Raw genomic sequence first — 23,343 nt, forward strand, 5'->3', positions numbered from 1 at the left:
CTGGATAAGAATGGTTTATGTAACTTTGCTTTAATTTTGGGTCAATTGGCGGGCAAAAATCAGATAAAATAAATGTCTTGGAATTTTGATAAGCAATGAAATAAGGAACATGCGGCTGGCAAAGGAATATTGTTGGAAAGGGTTGACGACAGGTGCCAATGTTGTCGCGATTTTTTTATTGCTGTTTTTATCAACCGCATTGACACCTCCTCAAAAAAAGATTGCCGCTGCCGAACATGAAGTGAAGGCAGTATATCTTTTCAATTTCGCACAGTTTGTTGTATGGCCGTCCGACGTTTTCGAATCGCCAGCCAGCCCGATCGTGATCGGTATTTTAGGAAAGGATCCATTTGGATCCTACATCGAGGAAACAGTAAAGGACGAAATCATCAATGGTCATTCACTGGTAATACAACGCTACGGCAGCGCGAAGGAGATTAAGAATTGTCACATACTATTTATCCATGCGAGCCTCACGCCCAGGCTGGATAACATTTTAAATGAATTGAAGGGTAAGGATATTCTTACTGTGAGCGATGCTAAAGATTTCACAAAACAAGGAGGAATGGTCCGTTTCATAAATGAAAGAAGTAAAATAAAACTTGAGATAAATCTGAACACCGTCAAAACCACGGGTATTACAATCAGCTCCAAACTTTTGCGCTTGTCTGAAATAGTTGAATGAAAGTAATTTCATGAAGGAAAAGGAAAGTCCCATTCAGCGAAAACTGATCAATGTTATCATGATCTCCTGTGGAGCGGTAACCTTGCTGACTTGCATTGCTTTTTTTGCTTATGAGTTTATCACCTTCCGGCAAACAACGTTGCGTCAACTTTCCACTTTGGGTGAAATTATTTCTGCCAACAGTACAGCAGCTATAGCGTTTAATGATCCCGCAGATGCGAATGAAGTCTTGTCTGCATTAAAAGCTGAAAAGCAGATTGAGGCAGCGTGTTTATATGATAAAAGTGGGGTCCTCTTTTCCAAATACCCGCCGGATCTACCCGACACTGCATTTCCCTCTACTCCGGAGAATGTGGGCTACCGGTTTGAAAAATCTAATGTCATAGGTTTTCAGCCTGTCATTCAGGCGAATCAAAGGCTTGGTACGTTATACATCAGGTCGAACATACAAGCCTTGTATGATCGTTTCGAATTCTATAGCCTCATCGTTCTATTGATTATTGCCGGCGCATTTATCATTACTTACATACTTTCAAAGGGACTTCAACAGCGTGTTTCTAAGCCGATACTTGCGCTCGTTGAAACAGCGAAAATCATTTCTAGTCAACAGGACTATTCCGTCCGCGCAAAAAAGGTTAGCGATGACGAACTTGGCTTGTTAACGGATGCCTTTAATCAAATGCTTACGCGCATAGAAAAGCAAACGGTAGATCTAAGCGAAAGTGAAGAGCGCCTTCGTGCCGTGCTGGATTCGTCCATCACCGCTGTTATTGTTATGGATGTTCATGGTGTGATCATCGACTGGAATGAGCGGGCCGAAAAAATGTTTGGCTGGAAGAGGCATGAAGCGCTCAACCGGGACCTTGCAGATACAATCATTCCGCATAACCTGCGTGAGGCACACCGGTCGGGGCTTAAACATTTTTTGGCCACTGGACGTGGTTCAGTTTTTAACCGACTGATTGAGATTGTAGCATTGCACCGGAATGGAAGTGAATTCTCTATCGAATTGGCGGTAAGCCGGCTTAAAACAAATGATGTTGTTACGTTTTGTGGCTTTATTACAGACATCACCGAACGCAAGCGTGCTGAAGAAGAAATTAAACTGTTCAGTCAAAAACTTGAGCAAATGGTGGCGGACCGAACCAAGGAATTAGAACTTGTGAATAAAGAGTTAGAGTCGTTCTCGTATTCCGTTTCGCACGATCTGCGGGCACCATTACGCGCGATTCATGGATATGTAAACATATTTGCAGAAGAGTATGCAAACAAATTTGATGACGAGGCAAAAAGGCTAACGAACATCATCATGAGTAACACCCAAAAGATGGGTCGGCTGATCGACGATTTGCTTGCGTTCTCACAGTTGGGACGTAAGGAGCTTGTAAAAACACAAACTTCGATGACGCAAATGGTGAAGAGTATCTGTGAGGAACAAAAGCGATCGGAAACCGACCGATCGATTGAATTCACTATTCATGAATTGCCCTTTGCTTTTGTTGACACCGTCACCATCCGGCAAGTTTGGGTGAATCTCATCTCGAATGCGGTTAAGTACACCCGGCACAAACCCCACGCGACTATTGAAATCGGCGCTAATGAAGAAGGTGATTACCAAGTTTACTATGTCCGGGATAACGGCGCTGGGTTCGACATGCTTTATTATGATAAGCTTTTCGGGGTTTTCCAGCGGCTTCATTCACAAAAAGAATTCGAAGGCACTGGTGTTGGCCTTGCGATCGTTCAGCGTATTGTACTCAGGCATGGTGGCAAGGTTTGGGCTGAGGCGGAGCCGAATGTCGGCGCAACATTTTATTTCTCATTACAACAATACGTTGAATAGTTATTTGCAGGCTAATGCGAACTTTTGGATTTTTTTTCTAAATGCCCTAATTTTAATGAGCCCATCTACCTAGATCACACACAACGTCATGCAATAGTGTGCATGTTGACAAACTGCGCGTGGAATTCCTCAGGGAATTGAACCAGGCAGTAGTATTATTAAACGAATGAAGTTAAATAGTTAGATGGACATTCTTGATTCCATATTAGATAACATCGATCAATCCGTTATTATCACTAATCGCGAGGGCAAATTGTTGTTTTTTAACAATGAGGCCGCTCACACGCTTAGCACATTAACCGATAAAACGCTTAAGCTGGGAGAAAATCTACTTTCCTATGTCAGTAAGGACCGTAAAAAAATCGTAAATCAGATTTTTAACGACCTGGCTACCAAAAAGCAATCCATAAAGTCGTGGGCGGAGTATACCCAATTGAATGGCCTTACGATGCACCTGGAAGTGAATTATATTCCCGTATTTGGTGAGCAGGAAGACCTCTCCTACATCAGTGTATTGGCACGGGATATTACGGCCGCTAAAATTTTTGAAAAAAAAATTCGCGCACAAGCGGCTAACGTCGAAAATTTAATCAAGAAAGCCAATGCTTTGATTATAGGCACCGATAGCCGGGGATATATAACAAATTGGAACGATCACTGTTCAATTATTACCGGCTTCGAAAGAAATGAGGTGTATGCCAAGAGGCTGACAGAAGTGGTTCTTCATGAGAGCTCCCGCCATGGATTTAATGACGTAATTACCCGGACCCTGGCGATGGAGCCGATCTCCAATTACGAAACAAAAATGAAGACAAAAAATGGTCGAACCTTAACTTGTTTGCTGAGTGCCACTCCGCAGCTCACGACCACTGGCCAGGCCGTTGGAATAACCTTTGTAGGGCAGGACATAACCGAGTTGGTTGAATATAAGCGATCTTTGGAAGACAAGATAGAGGAGCGTACTGTAGAGTTGCGCTTCGCATTGCAAAAAGAAAAAGAACTGGTAGAAATGAAGTCTCGATTTGTTTCGATTGCCTCGCACGAATTTCGGACGCCATTATCTTCCATTCAATTTGCCGCGAATTTTTTAAAACAATACAGTCATAGGATCGACGAGCCTGAGCGACATCAAAAGCTTGACAACATTGTGACGCAGGTAGAGCACATGGTTTCTTTATTGGATGACGTGCTGACCTATGGGAAAAGTGATGCGGGGAAAATCAGTCTTATCCTTTCAACGGTCAACCTGGCCGACTTCATTAACAAAATCGCTGAAGAAGCCGGTTATTCAACAAAGAATACCCATAAAATCCTGGTCGAATTTTATGATACCCCACTGGACATTGAAACCGACGAAAAATTGCTTCGAAGTATCATTTCCAATCTCCTGACGAACGCCATTAAATTTTCGCCCCACCGTGAACGCGTTTATGTGTCGATCACGGGGATGGGGAATAAGCTTAGGATCTCCGTTCGGGACGAAGGTATTGGTATACCTCCTGAAGAGATGGAGAAAGTATTTGAGCCCTTTTTACGTGGTAAAGGCGTATCGTCCATTCCCGGAACCGGTCTCGGCTTATCGATCACAAAAAAGTCAGTAGAATTGCTTGGCGGGTCTCTTAAGGTTGAAAGTGAAGTGCAAAAAGGAACTACATTTACAGTGGTAATACCTTATAAAACTTTGTAACATCATGTCAGAAAAAATTAAAGTGTTATTGGTCGATGATCATAAGTTAATTCGTGACGGATTATCATCGATGTTGCAAAAGTTACCAGATATCACCATTGCGGGCTCTGTATCGTCGGGTGAAGAAGCCATTAATGAATCAAGAAAAAACAGGCCCGATGTTATTCTCATGGATATTCTAATGGGCGGAATGAACGGTATCGAAGCCACCCGATGGATAAAAGAATTTGATCCAGCCATCAAAGTATTATTAGTAACAAAGGAAGTTAGTAAAGAGTACGTGTCGGCAGGAATAAAATCCGGTGTGGACGGTTACCTTCCCAAAGATATTACAAGTGAAACGCTGATTGAAGCGATCAGGAGTGTGTATAGCGGCAACAAATATTTTAATGACGCAATTATGAAATTGGTTTTTGAAGATTTTTATACGCAGGAAAAAGCAAAACCCAATGTAAAAAAATTGCCGAACGAACTGACGAATCGAGAGTATGAAGTTTTATGTTGGGCTGCATCCGGAAAAACAAATAAAGAAGTGGCTGAAGGTCTCTTTATCAGTGTGAAGACTGTTGAAACGCACAAGACAAAAATTCTTGAAAAATTAGGGTTACGAAACACTTCGGAACTGGTGAAGTATGCGATATCGAATAACATCATATCGCTTGACTAAGGGGTTGGCCTACGCAATATGATTGGGTAATTCCATCTCTACGCGTGAACCTTTGCCATAAGTTGAATGAATGGCTATTCTACCGTTTAGCTTGCTGATTGTTTCTTTAACTATATACAAGCCGAGTCCGGCTCCCTTGCTTTTTACAGTGCCTCTAAAAAACATATTAAATATTCGGGATTTAAACTCCTCCGGAATACCTATTCCATTATCCTCAACGGATACTATCGCTTTCTCTTTTGTAATCAGAACACTGATGTTTAAAATGCACTTTTCCTTACTTAAGTCCTTGTAGTTGATGGCATTCGAAATCAGATTATTCATGATAACGGTAAGTCTATACTCATCAGAGTAAAATGCACCATCGGCTTTGATGGTGATGTTATTCTGCATGATCTCAAAACCTTCGAGGTATTTCAGCCTTTCCAGGCTGTTTTCGACAATCCCTCTGAAATCAATTTTCTGATAAACAATTTGTTGTCTTGAATTTCTTGAGTAATCTAAAATTTCCTTTAGCGTATCATCCAGCTTTGCAATGCTATGATTCATCATGGAAAAATATTCCTGAAAGTAACTTCCCCTGTCCATATCCTCGCGGCTTGCTAAGTCCACCAGTCCCAGCACTGACATTAACGGTGCACGAAGATTGTGAGAAACACTGTAGATAAAGCTGTCCATTTCCTGGTTGACCTTCACCAACTCCTCATTTTGAACACGCAACTCGGCTTCGGCTTTTTTTCGCTGTTCCTGAAGTTCTTTTTGCTTTAGTGCATTTTGGATAGCCAACGGCAATCGCACGAGATTGGATTTTAATAAGTAATCATCTGCGCCTTCTTTCAAACATGTTACGGCAAATTCTTCCGATACCGTACCTGTGACAAGGATGAAAGGAATGGATAAGCCTTTTTGTTTACATATCTTTAACGCCTCTAAAGAATTAAACTGAGGCAAGGAATGATCCGAGAGAATAACATCTGGACTAAAACTTTTAATGGCCTCCGCGAAATCTTCTTTTGTATCCACCCGTCTGCTTTCGAAGGACATACCGGATTTGATCATCGACCGGCCAATAAGTTCAGCATCGTCTCGCTCATCTTCCAACATCAAAATTTTAAGTTTATTATTCATAACCTTTTCCTTTAAAGTGGAGCGATACGTCTAAGCCAACGTTTATAAAGATCTCAGGTCATCAATATTAAGATTTTTGAACTTTGATCTATACCTAATTCTACTGAAAAAGTCGAACAATCAACCTTTAAAGTCAACTTATTTATATAAAATTTTAAACTCATGGTAACCGTTTTTTCGTAGTACATAATCGACTCTTCAACGGTACATCCATCCGCTGAAAGGATTAACTTATTTTTTTTTACGGAGAAACCGATTTCTGCTATTGTAATTTAAAAAGCACCGTTGATTTCGTCAATTGAAATATTAAAAAGTTTCTGCACGATAGGGTCTAGCTGCTGGCGTAATCCTTTGATGTGAAAAGTAGTATGCACGTGTATAACCGATTCTTCAGGCTTTAACGCGGCAGCTGGTGATGACGTCTCCAGTTCATAAAACGGTCCTAACGGCTTAGCACCGGGCGCAGGAGGCCCATCGTTGTATGCATTTACAGCGTCTCCCCTGTACGGTTCTTTTTGTATTTCCCACAACGAATTTACATACGCTGTTGCGTTAGTCGGCTTCGTATATTTTACTACTGTTAAGATATTGTTATCAGCGTCATAACTCCCTAACCACTGAGGTGCGTTCTCGGGAGTAAGGCCAATCTTGCTCCGGTAGGCTCCATCTGCTTTAAATAATACAGCTTTTCCAACAAGCTTTAATCTGTCATCAGGAACTTGTCCAAAGTATGTATCATTCACTATGTTTCTCAACATTGTTTCTTTTCCTTGATAGGGCACGATGATTGTGGCTGCAGGAGACGGGTTAAACATTCCTAGTATCCAAATTGATAACAGGCCCGATTCCTTCGTCCACGGTTCTGATCCAATGTTTATCAGTTCATTAATTGACTCAAATGCCACCAGTGAAACATCCGTTGCGGAATCAAGTCCAAGTCTGTTCAACGCATTTTGCTTCTCGATAATTTTCACCGTACGTTTTATGCCGATGTTAAAAATCCTGCCCGTGTAATTTCGGAGTTCTGCTTCTTTTGTAAACACAGCCTCGTTTTGCGTTGATGAAGCAACGGTATACGTATCAAGATCGATGACCCGGGGAACGTGCCAGTTGTCAAGATTAAATTCAGCACCCTTATTAAAGTAGATGGAGAATTGTCCACCTTCCGGACCTAACCAAATCCGATCTTCACCTCCATAGGCGTTCATATGTTCGGATGTATCCCCTGAGATAAATAATTCTTTATTGATCCAGCCATAACTTAACCCGTCATTGCCTTCTGACGTACTGGTCATCGCGCGTCCTTGCAACGCTGCGGATACTGCTAATTTCCCATTTCCCGAAGCGTCCTGCAGGACAATTACGTCAATGTATTTTTTTAAAAATTCTACATCCTCCTGGAACGTGGATATCTTTTTCGTGCTATCGGCTGAAGCCTGATTCTCTGTGACAGTGCTCATTTTTTGAGTGCATCCCAACAGGATTGCGATTAATGCAATTGGAAAAAAAAGTATTTTCATAAGGAATAAATTATTGAGAAGTATTCCAAGTTAACGGTTACAATTTCATTGTCAAAAAATGATGAGTTGTGTTGGATTAAACGGTGGTGCTCTAAATGCGTGTTCACACAGACGTGAACCGCGCATGGGCAAGACGGGCGCATAGCTCAGAGATGTCTTGTTAAAGGGCTCACCTTGCATTGAATAACCGCACAATGAACCGTTGGGCTAAATTCTAGCTTTCAGGGTTACAAAGAAGGTTCGTCCATCAGAAGGCAAAATTCCAGGCCCTGGATAACCCGTTGCTCTCCGCGTGTAATACATGTTGTTAGTTAAATTGTTCACGCTGGTTTCAATTCCAAATTTCTTAAACGTGTAGGAAAGGGTTACATCCATCACGTAATAAGATGGTATTGTACCGCCTACGGCGGCCGAGCTTACCTCCTTTTCTGCGTTGGTGGCGTCGGAATATTGCTGAGATAAGTAGGTGTACTGAAATGAACCTTTCAGATTTTTGTAACCAACGCGCACGCCGGTTTTTAAATTTACCGAGGGCACAAACTCCACCTTCTTCCCTGTGATGCCTGGTGCCTGGCTAGACTTGTATTCAGAGCCAATGAAAGCCACGTTACCAAAAAGTATGCCCGTCCATGGTGTTTCTTTGGAATGAAGTAAACCAATCAGGTCACCCTCGCCATATGCCTCAACGCCCTGGATAACCGCATGTCCGATATTTCCTCTTCTTCTTTTATCCTGCACGAGTATTTCGCCTATGCGGTTGTCATAATTCAGATAGAACAGACTGACATCATAATTAAAAAGCGCTGTCTGTTCACTTCTAACACCAAGGTCAACAGAATATCCTTTTTCATCTTCCAGGTTTGGATCTATTTCCGCAGAGGGATTTGAAATCCGCATATCATTGAAGGTAATGGAGCGATAGTTTTGCGATATGTTGGAATAAATATCAATGAATGGCGTTGCTTTATAACTAACGCCTAAGCCTGCTAAAAGAAACTGACGCCCTTTGTTAAGCTTTTCATCGAAACGGGTTACATCTATTATATTTCCTGCCAAGTCCTTAGAAACCCAGCCATAATATCCTTCTGCAACGGTATTGATATGCTCAAAGCGAATACCTGGTGTTAATGACAATTTATCATTTATGTACAGGATGTTTTCAAGAAATACAGCTGCATTTTTATTAGGAAAACGATAATCGTATGTAATTGCTTCATCAGAAGTTATGTAGTTGAAATCTGCATTGGCGCCTTTGCTTCCAAATCCTTGCGTACTGTGATTAAAGCCATGGTAATATCTCGCCCCTACCAATAATACAGACTGGATTTTGCTGAGCTGATATCTTTTTAAGTAACGAACCTCGGCACCCCAGTTTTCAAAATCACCCTTAATCAAATCTCGTTCGCTGTTATCGTCTTCCATTGCCACGCGGTTGGGCCGGAAGCCAACAGCATAGCGGTTTGCAAACAGGCTGAATACCCGTGCATTAAACTCACTCGTAGCGTTGAACTTATGATCAATATGCAATGCAAACAAATTCCAGTTCACTTTGAACCAATTCCGTTCACGATTTGTCTGGCGTGCATTCTCAAGAAACATCCCGTCTGTCAATCCACCGGGCTGTTGCGCCAGGTATCCCATTTTTGTTACATCAATTCCGATGCTTGTATTCGGGTTTATCGCATAATTGATATTTGCGTAGAATGTATGGTTGTCGAACTGAGAATTTTTACGCCATCCGTCCCCTCTTTTATATTGAAAGAAAGTATAGTAACTGAGTTTGTTTACAGTGCCACTCACGCTTGTAAAAGCATTATAAAATCCGTAGGAACCAACGGTCTGGCTGGCTGACAACTCCAGTTTCTTGTCAGGTACAGGTTTTTTCATACTAAAGTTAATGAGCCCGCCAAACTGGGTTCCATATTGAAGCGATGCAGCCCCTCTTACAATCTGAATTTTGCCAATACCTTCTGTTGGCGGTGTGTAATAACTTTCGGGATACCCCAACGCATCGGCGCTGATGTCGTATCCATTTTGACGCACATTAAAATTAGCGGTACGATTGGGATCCAAACCACGGCCCCCGATACTTAATTGAATACCAGCGCCATCGTTTTCCCAAATGTTGAGCCCGGCCACACGTGAGTACACCTGACGTGCATTATTGGTAGCGAGATTAGCCACCAGTTTTTCGGGCACAATAACTTCTGATTTTTTTCCCTCATAGATTCCGAGGTTCTCAACGGCACGCATACGCGTAACACCAAAATTGTCTGAGGCATCGGTAATCATTACCTCTTGGAGCGTCTCGCGAAAAGGGGTTAAGTAAGAGCGTACGACCGCATCGTTATTTGATATAATGACCTCTTGGTTTGAATATTTATATCCTGGTCCTGTAAAGTGTAACGTGTATTTGCCGTTGGCCAAATCTTCGAAAACAAATCGTCCGGCTTTGTCTGTGGGTGCACTTTTAGTGCCACCATTCAAATAGACGACGCATTCATTTACCACCACGCTATCTTCTTCAGAACGGACCACACCAGACAGCCGATGCTGTGCTGCTGCACTAAATGCGATGAAGCAAAAAAACAGAATACTAGAAACCTTTGATTTCATTTTTAAAAGGTAAAATCCATGCTTTGTGATCAAATGAATCTTCTTGTTTAGCAAGATCTGTTAATGGATCAATCAAGGGCTTTCCAAGGCGACCATTGAGTACTACATACGAATCAACGTATACGGACGGCGAAGACCATCCGGAATTCGAAAAGTGATCACGCAAAATATGAGCATATTGCAAAATCATATCGGGTTGCGTTGCCATCATTTTTTCTTGCAGCGGCGTTAGAAATTCTGTGTTGTCTACCACGGCAATCTTCCCTTTTTCGTCTTTAATGGTGAACTGGGCATGCCCTGCTTTTTCCATCAGCATAACGCGCCAGGAGAACCTGTACCCTTCTTCCGTCCAAAACAATTCGTCAGGATACATCATGTAGCGAAACGGCATGAGTAACTGAATGATGAAGAATACGCTGAAGATCGAAATCAACAGCGATTGTCGCACAGGTTTGAACTTGAAATTATTGTTTGGAAACATCAACTCTTTTGTTTTTCCAAACAACGAGGCGATCAGTACAAGAATCATCTTATGGACGTCTGCGGAAAAGAAAATCAACGCTGTGGCTATCATGATGTAGGGGAACATTCCAATTGGAAAAAGAATCGCCGTAAGGACATGAAAACTGATGACGGCGCAATAAGCAAGCAATCTGGTGGAACGTTTCAACAACAAAAAGGGTATACTTAAATCATACAGACAACCCACCCAACAAAACAGGTAGGCCACCCACGTATAATTAAATATCCATCCGATAATCGGCAGGTCATTTTTAGACGGAAGCCAGATGCGCAACGGTTGGGCTTCCAACAGCCATTCGCTGTTAACTTTTGCCAGCCCAGCGAAAAAATAAATCATACAAACAAAAAGTTTGATGGAATCAATACACCATTGCGGGATGGTATTTGCTGCCAATGACTTATTCCGGTACGCGTCTGCGGAAAAATAAACATGTGCTGGTAAGAATGTCATCAACAGGCAAATCATGCTGATGAAGTAATAATGATTTAGATAAGTGCTTTTGTCGATTAGCTCGATGTATGTAAAACTTAAGAACAATGCGATACTTGAAAAGCGATAGAACAATCCAAGGGAAAACATCAAGGCTGACAACGCACAAATCGCAAAAAGAACGTAGATATATTCTCCAGGCGCAGTGACAAACTCAAACCCATAAAACGGAAAGAAATATTTTGGTTCAATGTAAAGTTCATGGATCCATCCTCTTGCCCAGAAACGAATCAAACTTACAAAAAGCAACAGTCCAAGCGCTATTCTGAAAACAGCTAGCGGCGCGGCGGACGTTGATTTCTGAAGATAATTTTTCACACGCGTTTTTTACATTCTAGTCCCCGTCGTTATCTGTATAGGTGATGGTGATGCTCATGGCAGACGACATATCCACTTTTAGATATCTCACAGCCGTTTGCATATTGGTATAGACGTCAACCATGGCTTCGTTATCAGTTCCGATTTGTTGTGATAAGTCAGGCATCAATTGGGCCAACTTGCCATTGATGGTTGTAAACTGATTGTCAATAATGGTAGATAAAAGTGTTCCGGTATTAGCATCTTTTGCATCCAAAGCATTCAAATAGGATTTAAAGGATGGCCCTTCTGTTCCACCATTAAAGCTTTTTCCATTGAAAAAATCGATCGCTGCCTGATGAGCGATTTGTGCGAGGACTCGTGAAATATCTTTTTTATAAAAGGCTTCAACTTTTTCAGGAAAAGGTGAGCCAACGATTGTTCCAATAACGCCGGCGGGAATTCCAATTTTTCCGGAACGAATGAACCGTTCATAATGTAGAACATAGGCATTTACAACAGCGCCCATAGACGATCCAATATCCAATCCGGTGCTTGCGATGAACGTATCACGGTAGGCTCCATTCCATTCTGTAATTACATTATTGATCAAGGTTTGCATTCTCAAAACAATTCTTTCAATGTATGCCAGTCTTTTAGCAGCATCAGCATCAGTGGTGTATTTTTCAACAATAGCGGCATCATCGTCACCCAAACCATTCAACAAGTAATCCAGGGCAGGAAACCCCTGGCGGGCGTATGACGAGGGCAAATCAAGGTTTGCGGATGGATCGCTGATATTGGATGTAATCCCAGTGACATCGGCAGGATAGATATTGAAAAAGTTACGAATGGTGTATTTATCGGCAGGGCCAAATTCAAACAATTCTGCTTTTTGCCATTCGGTATAAGCATCTATCCAAGCATTTCGAAATTCCTGTAGCGTTGCAACGGTTGGCGTAGCTGTAAATGCCTCTGACCGCGTAATCATTAGATCCAACCGACTGCTAAAGTTGGTATAGGAAGGCTTAATGATGTTATCCGCCCAATGGGTGAGAATTGCTTCCCGGTCTTTTGTATTGTCGACGGGTGTAGGATTATCATCATCGCCTCCACATGCTGAAAGCAAAAGTGCTAAAACAAATACAAAGAGGTGTTTAGATTTTCCGATCATTATCATAATTTAAAAATGACAAATGGATTGACGGAGTATCCATCAATCCATTCAGTGTTGCTGCTGAAAATGTTATTGTATGTTGAATTTATTTTTGATCGCATCAGCTGCAGTGTTGATTTTGTCTGCGTCGAGGTCCCAAAAACCATTGGCAGAACCTATGAGACCATTGATGAGATTATCTGAAAATGCTGCATCGACGTTGTGAATTTTGGCAAAACGCAGCGAGTATATAAAACCGATGCCCTCCCCGATCGCATGTGCGCGGGCGGCGTCCGTTGTACCCGTCTTCCATTTTCCTAAGTAGCCTAGGGCCGCGTTGGCGATGGCCTTTTCAAATTCTGTGCGGATGAAGGTAGCCTGTTCCTGTAACAGTGCGTTGTCATTATTAACAATCGCAGCCCTTCCTTTTAGGAACGCCGGGTAAATGTTTGCGTAGTTTGCTTTGTTGTATTCCCATATATAAGAGCCTGCGCCAAACTCGGTGGTCTTTCTTTCGTCATTGGTAGCACCCTCCAGGTAAATTGGATTCAGCGTTAATAAACCGTAGGCTTCATCCCAATTGTGTTCAAGCTTTGTATAATTTTCGTCGTCAACCAGCGCGTGGTTATCCGCATTTAACCCTGCATCCAATAAGATATTTCCAATGTAATCAAGTTGTAATGCACCGATGAGAGACTTCTGAATGATTTGCGCAATCTCAATTCCTCTTTCATCTACCAAATAATTGCCTAGTTTTCCCGCTACACCTTGCGAAGCTGTATTGGCAACGAAATGACTTGCTTCCTCAATTTCATCAAAGTATTCTTCAATAGTGGTTCGAACTTCTTCGGCCGCGGTGCTGGACAAAGAGGAGGCTACTACATTGCGCAGCTGGACGCTCGATGCATTGAGTTGGTCGCCATCCACATTGATTGTTGTCGTGGAGATGTCCGTGAATGGGTTTCCCACATTTGAGAACATGTTTTTCAGAACAGGCGCATCGATGTGTTCATTGGCACCAATATGAGAAGTAGAATAGTAATTGAGTGCCTGAAACATCTTATGCCGGTCGTTACCTTCCGAGAAATCCACAGTTGTGTTTCCGTCAGCATCAACAAACAAGTCTGAATAGTTTGTTTGGGGGGTAAGAACGTTATAATCAATGGCCGTACGAAGATGTGGTTTTGCATCATCATCATCACAGGCGAATAAACCAACCGCTAATAGCCCTGCAAGAACGGTCCGGGAGGAGATTAAATAGCTTTGCATTAGTAAATTAATAAGTTCGGCTGCAAAGATATTATTTAGACCGGTTCAAAATAAGCTTATTTAGACTTTTTATAAATAATTTATATAGAAGAGCTTCGGTTCAAAGCGGTTGCACGTCCTGAGACGGCCTTTAGCCGGGTAACTAATTGATAAGTAACTATTTGTATTTTTCTTTGAGGTTGTCCACGGACATTTTGATCAGCCTTTCAAGAACATCGGAATTTACATCTGCCAATCGTTTTATATAGAGGCAGCCCTTTCCAGCCTTGTGTTTGCCAAGTTCTTGTAAGAGTTCTTGCTGGGTTGAGGAGCCCGGCATTACATAAAGGGAGATATTCTGCTTGCGAGGTGAAAATCCGGTTAAGCAGGAGAAGCCTTCGTGACCACTATCATATTTATAATGATATATGCCAAATCCGACTATGCTGGTCCCCCACATTTTCGGCTTCGCCCCCGTAATCTTCTTCATCATTTTGACAAGGGCGAAACAATCATCTCTTCTGTTCTCGTCCGGAATGGTCTCCAGGAAACTTTCAACGGATACCTCAGTAGGTTTTGTTTTTTGTTCAGCCATAATATTGATCTTAATATCCTTGAATCCTCAAATAATTTCGAAAATAAATGTCCAATTCGGTGAACCTCATTTGTAAAGGGGGTAGATCAATTTAAAAAAGAAATTTATGAGAAAACTAACTGTATTCAATTTCATGACCTTAAATGGATATTTTAAGGGAGCCAATGAAGATATCACCTGGCACAGACATGGCCAGGAAGAAAGTGAATATGCTGCTGAAGGAGCGAAATCTGAAAGCATCATTCTTTTTGGACGCAAAACCTATGAAATGATGGCGAGCTATTGGCCGACACCGATGGCCATGCAAAACGCTCCGGGGGTGGCCAAGGGTATGAACAAATCCGAAAAAATTGTCTTCTCAACAACATTGAAGAAGACAGATTGGCAGAATACCCGACTGATTAAAACCGATATTATTGGTGAGGTAAAGAAGTTAAAAAAGACGTCCGGAAAAGATATGGTAGTTTTGGGAAGCGGCAGTATCGTTACACAGTTTGCACAGGCAGGAATAATTGACAACTATCAATTTATGATAGACCCTGTGGCATTGGATGACGGCGCCACGATCTTCAAAGGAATTACCACAAAGCTTGACCTTAAATTGACAGACACAAAAATTTTCAAAAGCGGTGTCGTGCTGTTGTGCTACCGACCTTTATAAAAATAAATTCAATTCATAAGAAAGACACATGGACGAATATTTAATATTGATGCGCCTTGATCTTATTACTAAAGACGCACAGCCGTCGCCTGAACAGATGCAAGCTTACATGAAGATGTATAACGACTGGGTTGGCGGCATCGCAGCACAAAACAAATTTCTGGGCGGCAAGGGCCTGGCAACCGAAGGTAAAGTGATAAGGTCAAATAATGTAATTACGGATGGGCCCTACGCAGAAACGAAGGAATCATTAGCCGGTTATATCATGATCAAGGCAAAAGATATCGACGAAGCCGTTAGTATCGCAAAAGGTTGCCCGATTTTAATGGGTGAAGGCAATACTGTGGAAGTAAGAAAAGTTGTATCTGTCCATCATAAATAATCACCTTCTCAATGAAGACTTCTTCGACAGCGTAAAAAAATATTATCATACTAAGGCCTGGAGAATCAAAGTCTCTAACTAACTAGGTACTACGTCTCAGGTTGATGTATGAAATAATGAGTGTAAAGGCTGAACGATGCACAAGGAAGAACTCATCCCTCATTTATTCCGGACGGAATACAGAAAAATTGTATCCGTTCTTGGGAAGCGTTTTGGATTTGCTCAGCTTGAAACAGCCGAAGACATTGCCAGTGATACTTTCCTTACCGCTACCCAATCGTGGGGAATTGAAGGAATTCCGGAAAATCCAACGGCTTGGCTATATAATGTAGCAAAAAACAAGGCGAAGAATTTTCTTCATCGTAAAGCATTGTTTGATACGAAAATATCGTCTGTTGTAAAAGGCCAGACAGATGGACTTTATGAATTTGAAATTGATCTTTCGCCTCAAAACATCAATGACAGTCAACTGCAAATGATGTTTGCGATATGCCACCCTGCTTTGCCACCTGAAGGACAAATCGGATTGGCTCTCCGGATTCTTTGCGGTTTTGGGATTGAAGAGATAGCAGACGCATTTCTCACGAACAAGCAAGTTATCAATAAGCGATTATTTCGGGCAAAGGAAAAATTGCGCGAGGAAAATATCAGCATTGAATTTATCGAAGCCGATATTGACGAAAGATTATGGCCAGTATTGACGACGATCTATTTACTATTTAATGAAGGCTATCATTCGCTCAGTCAAAGTAAAACCATTCGAAAGGAATTATGCCTTGAAGCCATTCGGTTATGCACCATGCTCGTGGAAAATGAGCCAACGAACAAACCACAAGTGAATGCCTTACTTTCTTTAATGTGTTTTCATACCTCCCGGTTTGATTCACGAATATCAACTTCGGGTGAGATTATTTTATATGAAGAACAGGATGCAAGTCTTTGGAACTCTGATTTTATCAGCAAGGGCGTATATTTCTTAAACCGTGCGGCTACGGGTGACAGCATTTCAAAATATCATTTAGAAGCAGGCATCGCTTACTGGAATACAAGGCAATCTGATACTGATGAAAAATGGGAAAACATTTTACAACTCTATAATAAATTACTGCAACTGGAGTATTCGCCTGTTGCTGCTTTGAACCGGACCTACGCGCTCGCAAAAGCAAGAGGTAAAAAGGCAGCGCTTGCAGAAGCTGAAAAGTTAGACTTAGTGGATAATCCATTTTATTTCGGGTTGCTGGGAGAATTATACACAGGCATTGACAATGCCAAAGCCTTATTAAGTTATCAAAAAGCGTTCGACCTGGTAAAAACTGAGTCTGGAAAAAGCGCTGTATTAAAAAAGATTGGACAACTCAACCTATAACCATTCACTTTGCAATCGCCGATTCAATTAATAGTAGATGATTATCCAAATTGATTAGTCGGCTCATCACCATTCAATCCGAAAATCTGCTGGTTCAGTCACACCAACCTCACGGTTCACTCCCGGACGTAAAGCCATACAAGGTTCCCTGTGTTTTAATAAGCGAGAATAAAACAAAACCTCAAGCTTTATGAAACATCATGGTAAAACCGTAAACAGATTATGGATTAGTTCCCGGTTGGGAATGGTCATTCTTTTTTTGACCTCCCTCACATTTTTCGCAAGTTGTGACGATGACGACAATGACAACACCCCTACAGCAGATCAGAATATTGTACAAGTTGCCCAAGGTAATTCGAATTTGTCGACCCTCGTTGCTGCATTGACAAAGTATCCTGACCTTGTTGCAACCTTAAGCGGCAATGGCAGCTTCACCGTATTTGCTCCAACCAATACAGCTTTTAATAATTTATTGTCGGCCATCGGCCAGACAAGCCTGGACGACATTCCTGAAGATGTTTTGAAGAATGTTCTTCAATATCATGTGGTCACAACGGGCGCATTAAAAGCTAGTCAGTTGATGGCTGGTGATGTAGAAACAGCAAACACAGAAGATATTGCGGTAACCACCGCCGGCGGTGTGAAGCTCAATGGTACTGTGAACGTTACAACTGCAGACGTAACGACCTTGAATGGGGTGGTTCATATTGTGGACGCCGTATTGGTACCACCATCCATTGCACCCGTCGTCGGAACCATCGTTGCTCCTGCATATTTCAATAAGGATTTCACAACACTGATTGCCGCAGTGAAAGCTGCAGACCCCAGCATACTCTCAACATTGTTAAGCAATGGGCCATCGAACAAAAAACTAACGCTCTTTGCACCTACTAATGAAGCATTTACAGCAGCGGGCATTACGACGCTACCTGATGAAGCCACATTAAATTCAGTTTTGAAGTATCATGTCATTGATGATGAAGTTTTAGCAGCAGAATTACCTTCAGGCAGTGCAGCTATCCCGACGCTAAATGGGGATTTTTATCTTAGCAACAACGGAGCGGCTGGCGTTTTTATCAACGCAAAATCTAAGGTAGTCGCAACAGACATTACCGGATCAAATGGTGTTGTGCATGTTATTAACAGAACTTTAGTACCACCCTCAAAATCGATCGCACAACTCGCGATAGATCTTTCTACGGGTGCTAATCCGGAGTTTACACAGTTGGTTGCCGCCCTTGGACGGACGGGCGGAACGGCAACGGATCTGCTGGAAGCGGCCAGCAACGGCGAGGCTAACATAACAGTTTTTGCACCGACAGATGCTTCGTTCCAACAATTGTATACTGCTTTGGGTGTAGCGGGTGTTAATGATATTCCACTGGAAACATTAAGCGCCGTCCTTCAACATCACATTGTGGGGGCTCGTGTTTTTTCGACAGATCTCACGAACGGTAACGTAGCAACTTTGAATGGCAATGTAGCAATCAGCGCAACCAATAGTACTGTGACTGATGGCAAAGGAAATGTTGCTAATCTTAGTTCCAACGCACCACTCCTGGATGTATTGGCGACAAACGGTGTCATTCATACGATAGATCGTGTATTATTACCGTAATTGAAAATAGTGTTAATTTTGTTTACCGCCCTGCCTTTGTTACTTCGGCAGGGCGTAACTTTATGTCACCTTCATTGATTCCTGGTTTTTAGTCACCATTCAATTCAATTTCGTGTTTAGCCTTCGGTACCGGTACTTGTTCATTCTTCTCCTAGCCGTTTATTCTTTCCTGAATATTCTTTTCACGGTCGGTACCAAATTGCTTGACGTTGAGATTCCCTATTTCTATTTATTTGGTCTCATCGGAGTAGAGATTTTGCTGGTTTGGGAATTAAACCGCTTCGTAGAACGGCGGCTAACTTTCCTCCATCAATTGCTTGGGAAAAAAATCCATGCTTTAATCATTCTTTTTGTTTGCAGTATGGTGAACGTGGTCATTGCCTCCATCCTTTCATTGGGCGCATTGTATGCCGTGTTACAACATGATATTGTATGGAGTACCAATCACCTTGTGCTGGTACTGGCATTTGGATTCCGTGTCAACTTATTTCTTAATTGCCTCAATGCCATTTATTACTATATGGAACGGTTGAAAAAATCTGAGCTGAAAGCCGAGCGATTGGAAAAAGTTAGCATCGAAGCTCAGTTTGAAGCTTTGCGGAATCAGATCAATCCGCATTTTCTTTTTAATTGTTTCAATGCCCTTTCAACATTGGTTTATAAGGATGCCGATACATCTGCAAAATTTATCGCGCAACTTTCAAAGGTTTACCGATACCTTTTGTATAACCAGGAGAAAAAGATCGTATCACTAAATGAAGAGCTGGAGTTTATGGATTCCTATTTATTTCTTTTAAAAATCAGGTTTGGTGATAATATCTCAATTGAAAAAAATATTTCAGCTGATGCTAATAAATTTTTCATTGCCCCCGCATCCCTTCAAATGTTAATTGAGAATGCGATCAAACACAACGTGGTTTCCACAAAAAATCCATTAAAGATTAAAATCAGTTCACAAAATGGGTCGATAGAAGTTATCAATAATATCCAGGAAAAGGCTGTGAAGGAAGATTCGACTTTTATCGGGTTAAAGAATATTAAGAAGCGTTATGAATTTTTAAGTGACACGCCTGTGGAGATTGTAAAAACTCATGAGGAATTCAGGGTTAAAATTCCTTTACTTCAATTGGAGAACTGAGAAATGAAAGCATTGATTATAGAAGATGAGGTATTGGCCGCTGAACGATTGACAACATTGTTGGCTGAATGCGATTCAAGTATCCAGGTAATAGGTCAACTCGATTCCATCCAGGACGTCATAGCATATTTTCAGTCGGGCAAAAATGCAGACATCGTATTCCTGGATATTCAATTGGCAGACGGAAAGAGCTTCGAAATTTTTGACAAGGTGAGGATTGAGGTGCCTATCATATTTACCACAGCGTTTGATCAATATGCATTGCAAGCTTTTAAGCTACATAGTATTGACTACCTTCTGAAACCTATAGAGGTAAATGATTTGCGCCATGCGATTGAAAAATTTAAAAAATTATCAGCATCCAAAATCAGCCTCAATGAATCTGAGATCAGCGCATTGAAAGATCTTTTATCCCAAAAAAGCCATAGGTATAAGCAGCGCATATTAGTTAAAGCAGGAAACAAGCTACAATACAAACCCACACATTCAGTAGCCTACTTTTTCGCCGAGGGAAAAACCGCGTACATGATTGGAAAAGATGGTCGCAAACATATGATCGATCACACACTGGAGGAACTTGAACAAATGCTTAACCCCGAATATTTTTTCAGGATCAGTCGCAAATTTATCGTGAACTTCGAGGCTGTAACGGAAATTAAAGGACTGATAAGTTCGCGCCTTGAAGTTAAGCTTAATCAAACTTTTGAACATGAACTGTTGGTAAGCCGGGAGCGTGTTCACGAATTTAAAGCCTGGTTGGACCGATAACACTAAGGTCGCTTCTTTGCAGCCCGTCCCAAATATTTAAATGCATCTACCATTAAAATTGTACCCGTAATTCCAATGGCTCCGCCTGACACTAAGAGTATCTTACCCAGGTCATCATTTTTTCTACCTAACATCAGACCTCCTGCAATGGTGACGGAATAACCAAGCGTGGCCATTCCGATACCACGTTTGAATTTGTTCTCCGCTTTTCCCAGGTTCATTTGAATGTTATTTACATCCTTGTTCAAAGCCAGTACGTCCTTTTTCAGCTGTTCGATCTCCATCGATTGTGAAGAAGGGCTCTGCTGACCGAAAAGATGATTTAGAGAAAATGTAGATAGTAAAATAATGATGAGTGCCTTCATAGATTTGATGATTACAAAATTGATTTCGTGAAGATTATTGAGGCTGAAAAAAAGCGTCATTAATGTATCGACATGATTAACTTATAAAGTAATTACTTGTTCTAAGAACGAGTGAAAAAATTCAAGTGTGGCGTATGAATAAAACACTGTTGGCTTACCTATATACTTTATTGTTGCTTTTCTCCGGTAAAGTTGTCTTTTCCCAAACTGGCGTCATTACAGGTGTTATCAAAGATCGCGACACGCAGGCAACGCTTGTGGGAGTGTCTGTTGTTTTGGAAGGCACTGAGCAAGCCGTCGGTGCGGCCTCCGAACTGGACGGGAGTTATAAAATTGTTGCCCCAACGGGAAGCTATACGATAAAAGCATCCTTTGTCGGGTATAAAGACTTAAAAAAATTTAACATTGTTCTTACTTCAGGAAATGCCAGTATTGTGAATTTTGAATTAGAGGAAGAACTGACAACCCTAAATGAAGTTGTCGTACAAGGGGGCCGGACTGCTGCGGTGGCCACACTTGAAAGTCCGCTGTCAATTCAAAAATTATCGACCGAAGAGATCCGCAGCAATCCGGGAGGTAATTTTGATATTTCAAGAGTTATTCAATCGTTGCCCGGCGTAAGTTCCAGTCCCGGTGGCGTTCGAAATGACATTATTATCCGCGGCGGCGCACCGAATGAAAACGTGTATTACCTGGATGGAATCGAAGTGCCCGTCATCAATCATTTTACCACCCAAGGCAGTTCAGGTGGTCCCCAGGGAATTTTAAATGTATCGTTCATTGAAGATGTGACACTGAGTACCAGCGCATTCAATGCCAAGTACGACAACGCACTCTCGTCTGTCTTTCAGTTTGTGCAACGCGATGGTAACAAGGAACGACTTCAAGGGAATATCCGTTTGAGCGGAACAGAACTGGCCACAACCTTTGATGGACCCATATCATCGAAAACAACCTTCTTAGCGTCAGCGCGAAGGTCGTATTTACAATACTTTTTTAAGCTGATCGACTTGCCCATCAGGCCAAGTTACTGGGATTTCCAGTTTAAGATTACCCACCAGTTGAATGCAAAGACCACACTGACAGCAATCGGACTTGGCGCCATCGACGACTTCACTTTTGCCGTACCTAAAGAAAGTACCCCGGAAAAAGAATATGTGTTACGATCCAATCCCTTGATCAACCAAAACAGCTATACAGTAGGCCTTGCGTTAAAGCGGCTTTTAACGAACGGTTATCTTAATATCGCTTTAAGTCGTAACTATTTCTCGAATCAGCTCGATAAATTTGAAGATGGTCAAAACGAGATTGAATCTCTTCGCACGCTTAAATCAACCTCTGACGAAATTGAAAATAAATTGCGCGTTGACGTTAATAAATCAGTGAACGGCTGGAAATATTCTTACGGACTAACATTTCAGTATGTTCAATTCACGAATAATCTCTTCAACAAATTCCGGAAAGAAATCACGGATGAAAATGGGAATATCATTCAACCAGGGTCAATCATTAATTTTAATACTGCCATTGACTTCATAAAATATGGTGCGTTTACACAACTGACCAAAACATTTTTTGATAACCGCTTCAGTGTTTCGGGAGGCGTTCGTACCGATTTAAATTCTTTTACTACGGATGGAGGTGATCCAGTTCAGACAATTTCACCAAGAGTATCATTTTCATATGCCGTCAACGACCAATGGAACATCAATGCATCACTCGGGCAATATTATAAAACACCGATCTACACTGTATTAGGATTTAAAGACAATCAGGGGAATTATGTCAACAAGGACAGTAAGTATATCCGATCTACCCATTATGTAGCAGGAATAGAGTATCTGCCCAATGATGGATTTCGTTTTACTGCCGAAGGTTTTTATAAAAATTATGATCATTATCCAGTATCCATCAATAGAGGGATTTCGCTTGCCAATGAAGGGGCAGAATTTGGCGCTATAGGAAACGAAGCCATCAGCAGTACTGGTAAAGGAAGGTCGTTTGGTGTTGAGCTTTTCATTCAGAAGAAGCTTACAAAAAATACGTTTTATGTCATCTCTTATACCTGGTACAAAAGCGAGTTCACCGGGGCAGATGATGAGCACATAGCCTCTGCGTGGGATAACAGAAACCTTGTATCTGGGTTGCTCGGAAAAAAATTCAAGAAAGGCTGGGAATTTGGGTTGAAATTCCGCTACGCCGGTGGGGCTCCTTATACGCCTTTTGATCTTGAAGCGTCGCAGCGCAATTACTTAAGTTTGGGAACAGGCGTACTGGATCTATCGCGTCTAAATGCTGAACGTCTTGATTCTTTTAATCAGCTCGATTTACGAATAGATAAGAAGTGGAATTATAAAAGGTTAACCCTGGATTTGTATCTCGATATCCAGAACTTATTGGTTTCGAAAACTCCTTCCGCACCAGATTATACTTTTGAGCGGAATGAAGATAGCACCTATAAAACAACTGATGGAGAACCTATAAAGGCTGATGGATCCAACGCTATTCCCATCATTTTAAAAGATGACGATCCGTTTTTTGTACCGACAATAGGCTTTATTCTGGAATTCTAAGAATTGTCCGTCTGGTAA

Annotated in this window: 19 protein-coding genes; 11 read left to right on the top strand and 8 right to left on the bottom strand. The window is 41.6% G+C overall.

Annotated elements, in window-relative coordinates; translation table 11 throughout:
• The first annotated feature begins 109 nt into the window (after positions 1-109).
• The 4 genes from P2W71_RS26940 to P2W71_RS26955 all read left to right on the top strand — a co-directional run bounded on the left by P2W71_RS26940 (position 110) and on the right by P2W71_RS26955 (position 4,882).
• Complete coding sequence (locus P2W71_RS26940; protein ID WP_276374551.1) at positions 110-685, top strand: YfiR family protein; 576 nt, start codon at positions 110-112, stop codon at positions 683-685.
• 10 nt (positions 686-695) lie between these two features.
• A complete protein-coding gene (locus P2W71_RS26945; protein WP_276374552.1) occupies positions 696-2,528 on the top strand; it encodes a PAS domain S-box protein in 1,833 nt (610 codons plus the stop codon).
• Between the two features lie 184 nt (positions 2,529-2,712).
• Complete coding sequence (locus P2W71_RS26950) at positions 2,713-4,215, top strand: PAS domain-containing sensor histidine kinase (protein ID WP_276374554.1); 1,503 nt, start codon at positions 2,713-2,715, stop codon at positions 4,213-4,215.
• A 4-nt stretch (positions 4,216-4,219) separates the two neighbouring features.
• Positions 4,220-4,882 (top strand): response regulator transcription factor, encoded by a 663-nt coding sequence (locus P2W71_RS26955; protein WP_276374555.1) that lies wholly within the window; start codon positions 4,220-4,222, stop codon positions 4,880-4,882.
• Between the two features lie 9 nt (positions 4,883-4,891).
• Here P2W71_RS26955 and P2W71_RS26960 read toward each other — a convergent pair whose 3' ends face one another.
• The 7 genes from P2W71_RS26960 to P2W71_RS26990 all read right to left on the bottom strand — a co-directional run bounded on the left by P2W71_RS26960 (position 4,892) and on the right by P2W71_RS26990 (position 14,454).
• Positions 4,892-6,010, bottom strand: coding sequence for a hybrid sensor histidine kinase/response regulator (locus tag P2W71_RS26960; RefSeq protein ID WP_276374556.1), 1,119 nt, complete (start codon positions 6,008-6,010; stop codon positions 4,892-4,894).
• Positions 6,011-6,282: 272 nt separating this feature from the next.
• Positions 6,283-7,530 carry a DUF6786 family protein gene (locus P2W71_RS26965; RefSeq protein ID WP_276374557.1) on the bottom strand — a complete coding sequence of 416 codons (1,248 nt, stop codon included), beginning with the start codon at positions 7,528-7,530 and terminating at the stop codon, positions 6,283-6,285.
• Positions 7,531-7,737: 207 nt separating this feature from the next.
• The gene (locus P2W71_RS26970; RefSeq protein ID WP_276374558.1) at positions 7,738-10,146 is read right to left on the bottom strand and encodes a TonB-dependent receptor; all 2,409 of its coding nucleotides are present in this window, start codon (positions 10,144-10,146) and stop codon (positions 7,738-7,740) included.
• Positions 10,127-11,476 carry an HTTM domain-containing protein gene (locus P2W71_RS26975; protein ID WP_276374559.1) on the bottom strand — a complete coding sequence of 450 codons (1,350 nt, stop codon included), beginning with the start codon at positions 11,474-11,476 and terminating at the stop codon, positions 10,127-10,129. The genes P2W71_RS26970 and P2W71_RS26975 overlap by 20 nt, the downstream gene beginning before the upstream one ends.
• 16 nt (positions 11,477-11,492) lie before the next feature.
• A complete protein-coding gene (locus P2W71_RS26980) occupies positions 11,493-12,629 on the bottom strand; it encodes an imelysin family protein (RefSeq protein WP_276374560.1) in 1,137 nt (378 codons plus the stop codon).
• A 72-nt stretch (positions 12,630-12,701) separates the two neighbouring features.
• Positions 12,702-13,880 (bottom strand): DUF4856 domain-containing protein, encoded by a 1,179-nt coding sequence (locus tag P2W71_RS26985; protein WP_276374562.1) that lies wholly within the window; start codon positions 13,878-13,880, stop codon positions 12,702-12,704.
• A 157-nt stretch (positions 13,881-14,037) separates the two neighbouring features.
• Entirely contained in the window at positions 14,038-14,454 is a 417-nt protein-coding gene (locus tag P2W71_RS26990; RefSeq protein WP_276374563.1) for a DUF1801 domain-containing protein, read from the bottom strand.
• A 106-nt stretch (positions 14,455-14,560) separates the two neighbouring features.
• On the opposite strand from P2W71_RS26990, the gene P2W71_RS26995 reads away from it, so the two are divergent.
• From P2W71_RS26995 to P2W71_RS27020, 6 genes are all read left to right on the top strand, one after another.
• The gene (locus P2W71_RS26995) at positions 14,561-15,115 is read left to right on the top strand and encodes a dihydrofolate reductase family protein (protein WP_276374564.1); all 555 of its coding nucleotides are present in this window, start codon (positions 14,561-14,563) and stop codon (positions 15,113-15,115) included.
• A gap of 28 nt (positions 15,116-15,143) precedes the next feature.
• The gene (locus P2W71_RS27000; protein ID WP_276374565.1) at positions 15,144-15,497 is read left to right on the top strand and encodes a YciI family protein; all 354 of its coding nucleotides are present in this window, start codon (positions 15,144-15,146) and stop codon (positions 15,495-15,497) included.
• Between the two features lie 136 nt (positions 15,498-15,633).
• Positions 15,634-16,863, top strand: a complete 1,230-nt coding sequence (locus P2W71_RS27005) for a DUF6596 domain-containing protein (RefSeq protein WP_276374566.1) — start codon at positions 15,634-15,636, stop codon at positions 16,861-16,863.
• Positions 16,864-17,053: 190 nt separating this feature from the next.
• Positions 17,054-18,481: a fasciclin domain-containing protein gene (locus tag P2W71_RS27010; RefSeq protein ID WP_276374567.1), complete on the top strand. Its 1,428-nt coding sequence runs from the start codon at positions 17,054-17,056 to the stop codon at positions 18,479-18,481.
• Positions 18,482-18,593: 112 nt separating this feature from the next.
• On the top strand, positions 18,594-19,619 hold the full coding sequence (locus tag P2W71_RS27015) for a histidine kinase (RefSeq protein WP_276374568.1): 1,026 nt from the start codon (positions 18,594-18,596) through the stop codon (positions 19,617-19,619).
• Between the two features lie 3 nt (positions 19,620-19,622).
• A complete protein-coding gene (locus P2W71_RS27020) occupies positions 19,623-20,387 on the top strand; it encodes a LytTR family DNA-binding domain-containing protein (protein WP_276374570.1) in 765 nt (254 codons plus the stop codon).
• A 2-nt stretch (positions 20,388-20,389) separates the two neighbouring features.
• On the opposite strand, the gene P2W71_RS27025 is transcribed toward P2W71_RS27020, so the two are convergent.
• On the bottom strand, positions 20,390-20,752 hold the full coding sequence (locus tag P2W71_RS27025; protein ID WP_276374571.1) for a hypothetical protein: 363 nt from the start codon (positions 20,750-20,752) through the stop codon (positions 20,390-20,392).
• Between the two features lie 134 nt (positions 20,753-20,886).
• On the opposite strand from P2W71_RS27025, the gene P2W71_RS27030 reads away from it, so the two are divergent.
• Positions 20,887-23,325: a TonB-dependent receptor gene (locus P2W71_RS27030; protein WP_276374572.1), complete on the top strand. Its 2,439-nt coding sequence runs from the start codon at positions 20,887-20,889 to the stop codon at positions 23,323-23,325.
• The last annotated feature ends 18 nt before the right edge of the window (positions 23,326-23,343 follow it).

Origin of the sequence: Chryseolinea sp. H1M3-3 (assembly GCF_029360725.1) — a bacterium.
Taxonomy (GTDB): Bacteria; Bacteroidota; Bacteroidia; order Cytophagales; family Cyclobacteriaceae; genus Chryseolinea.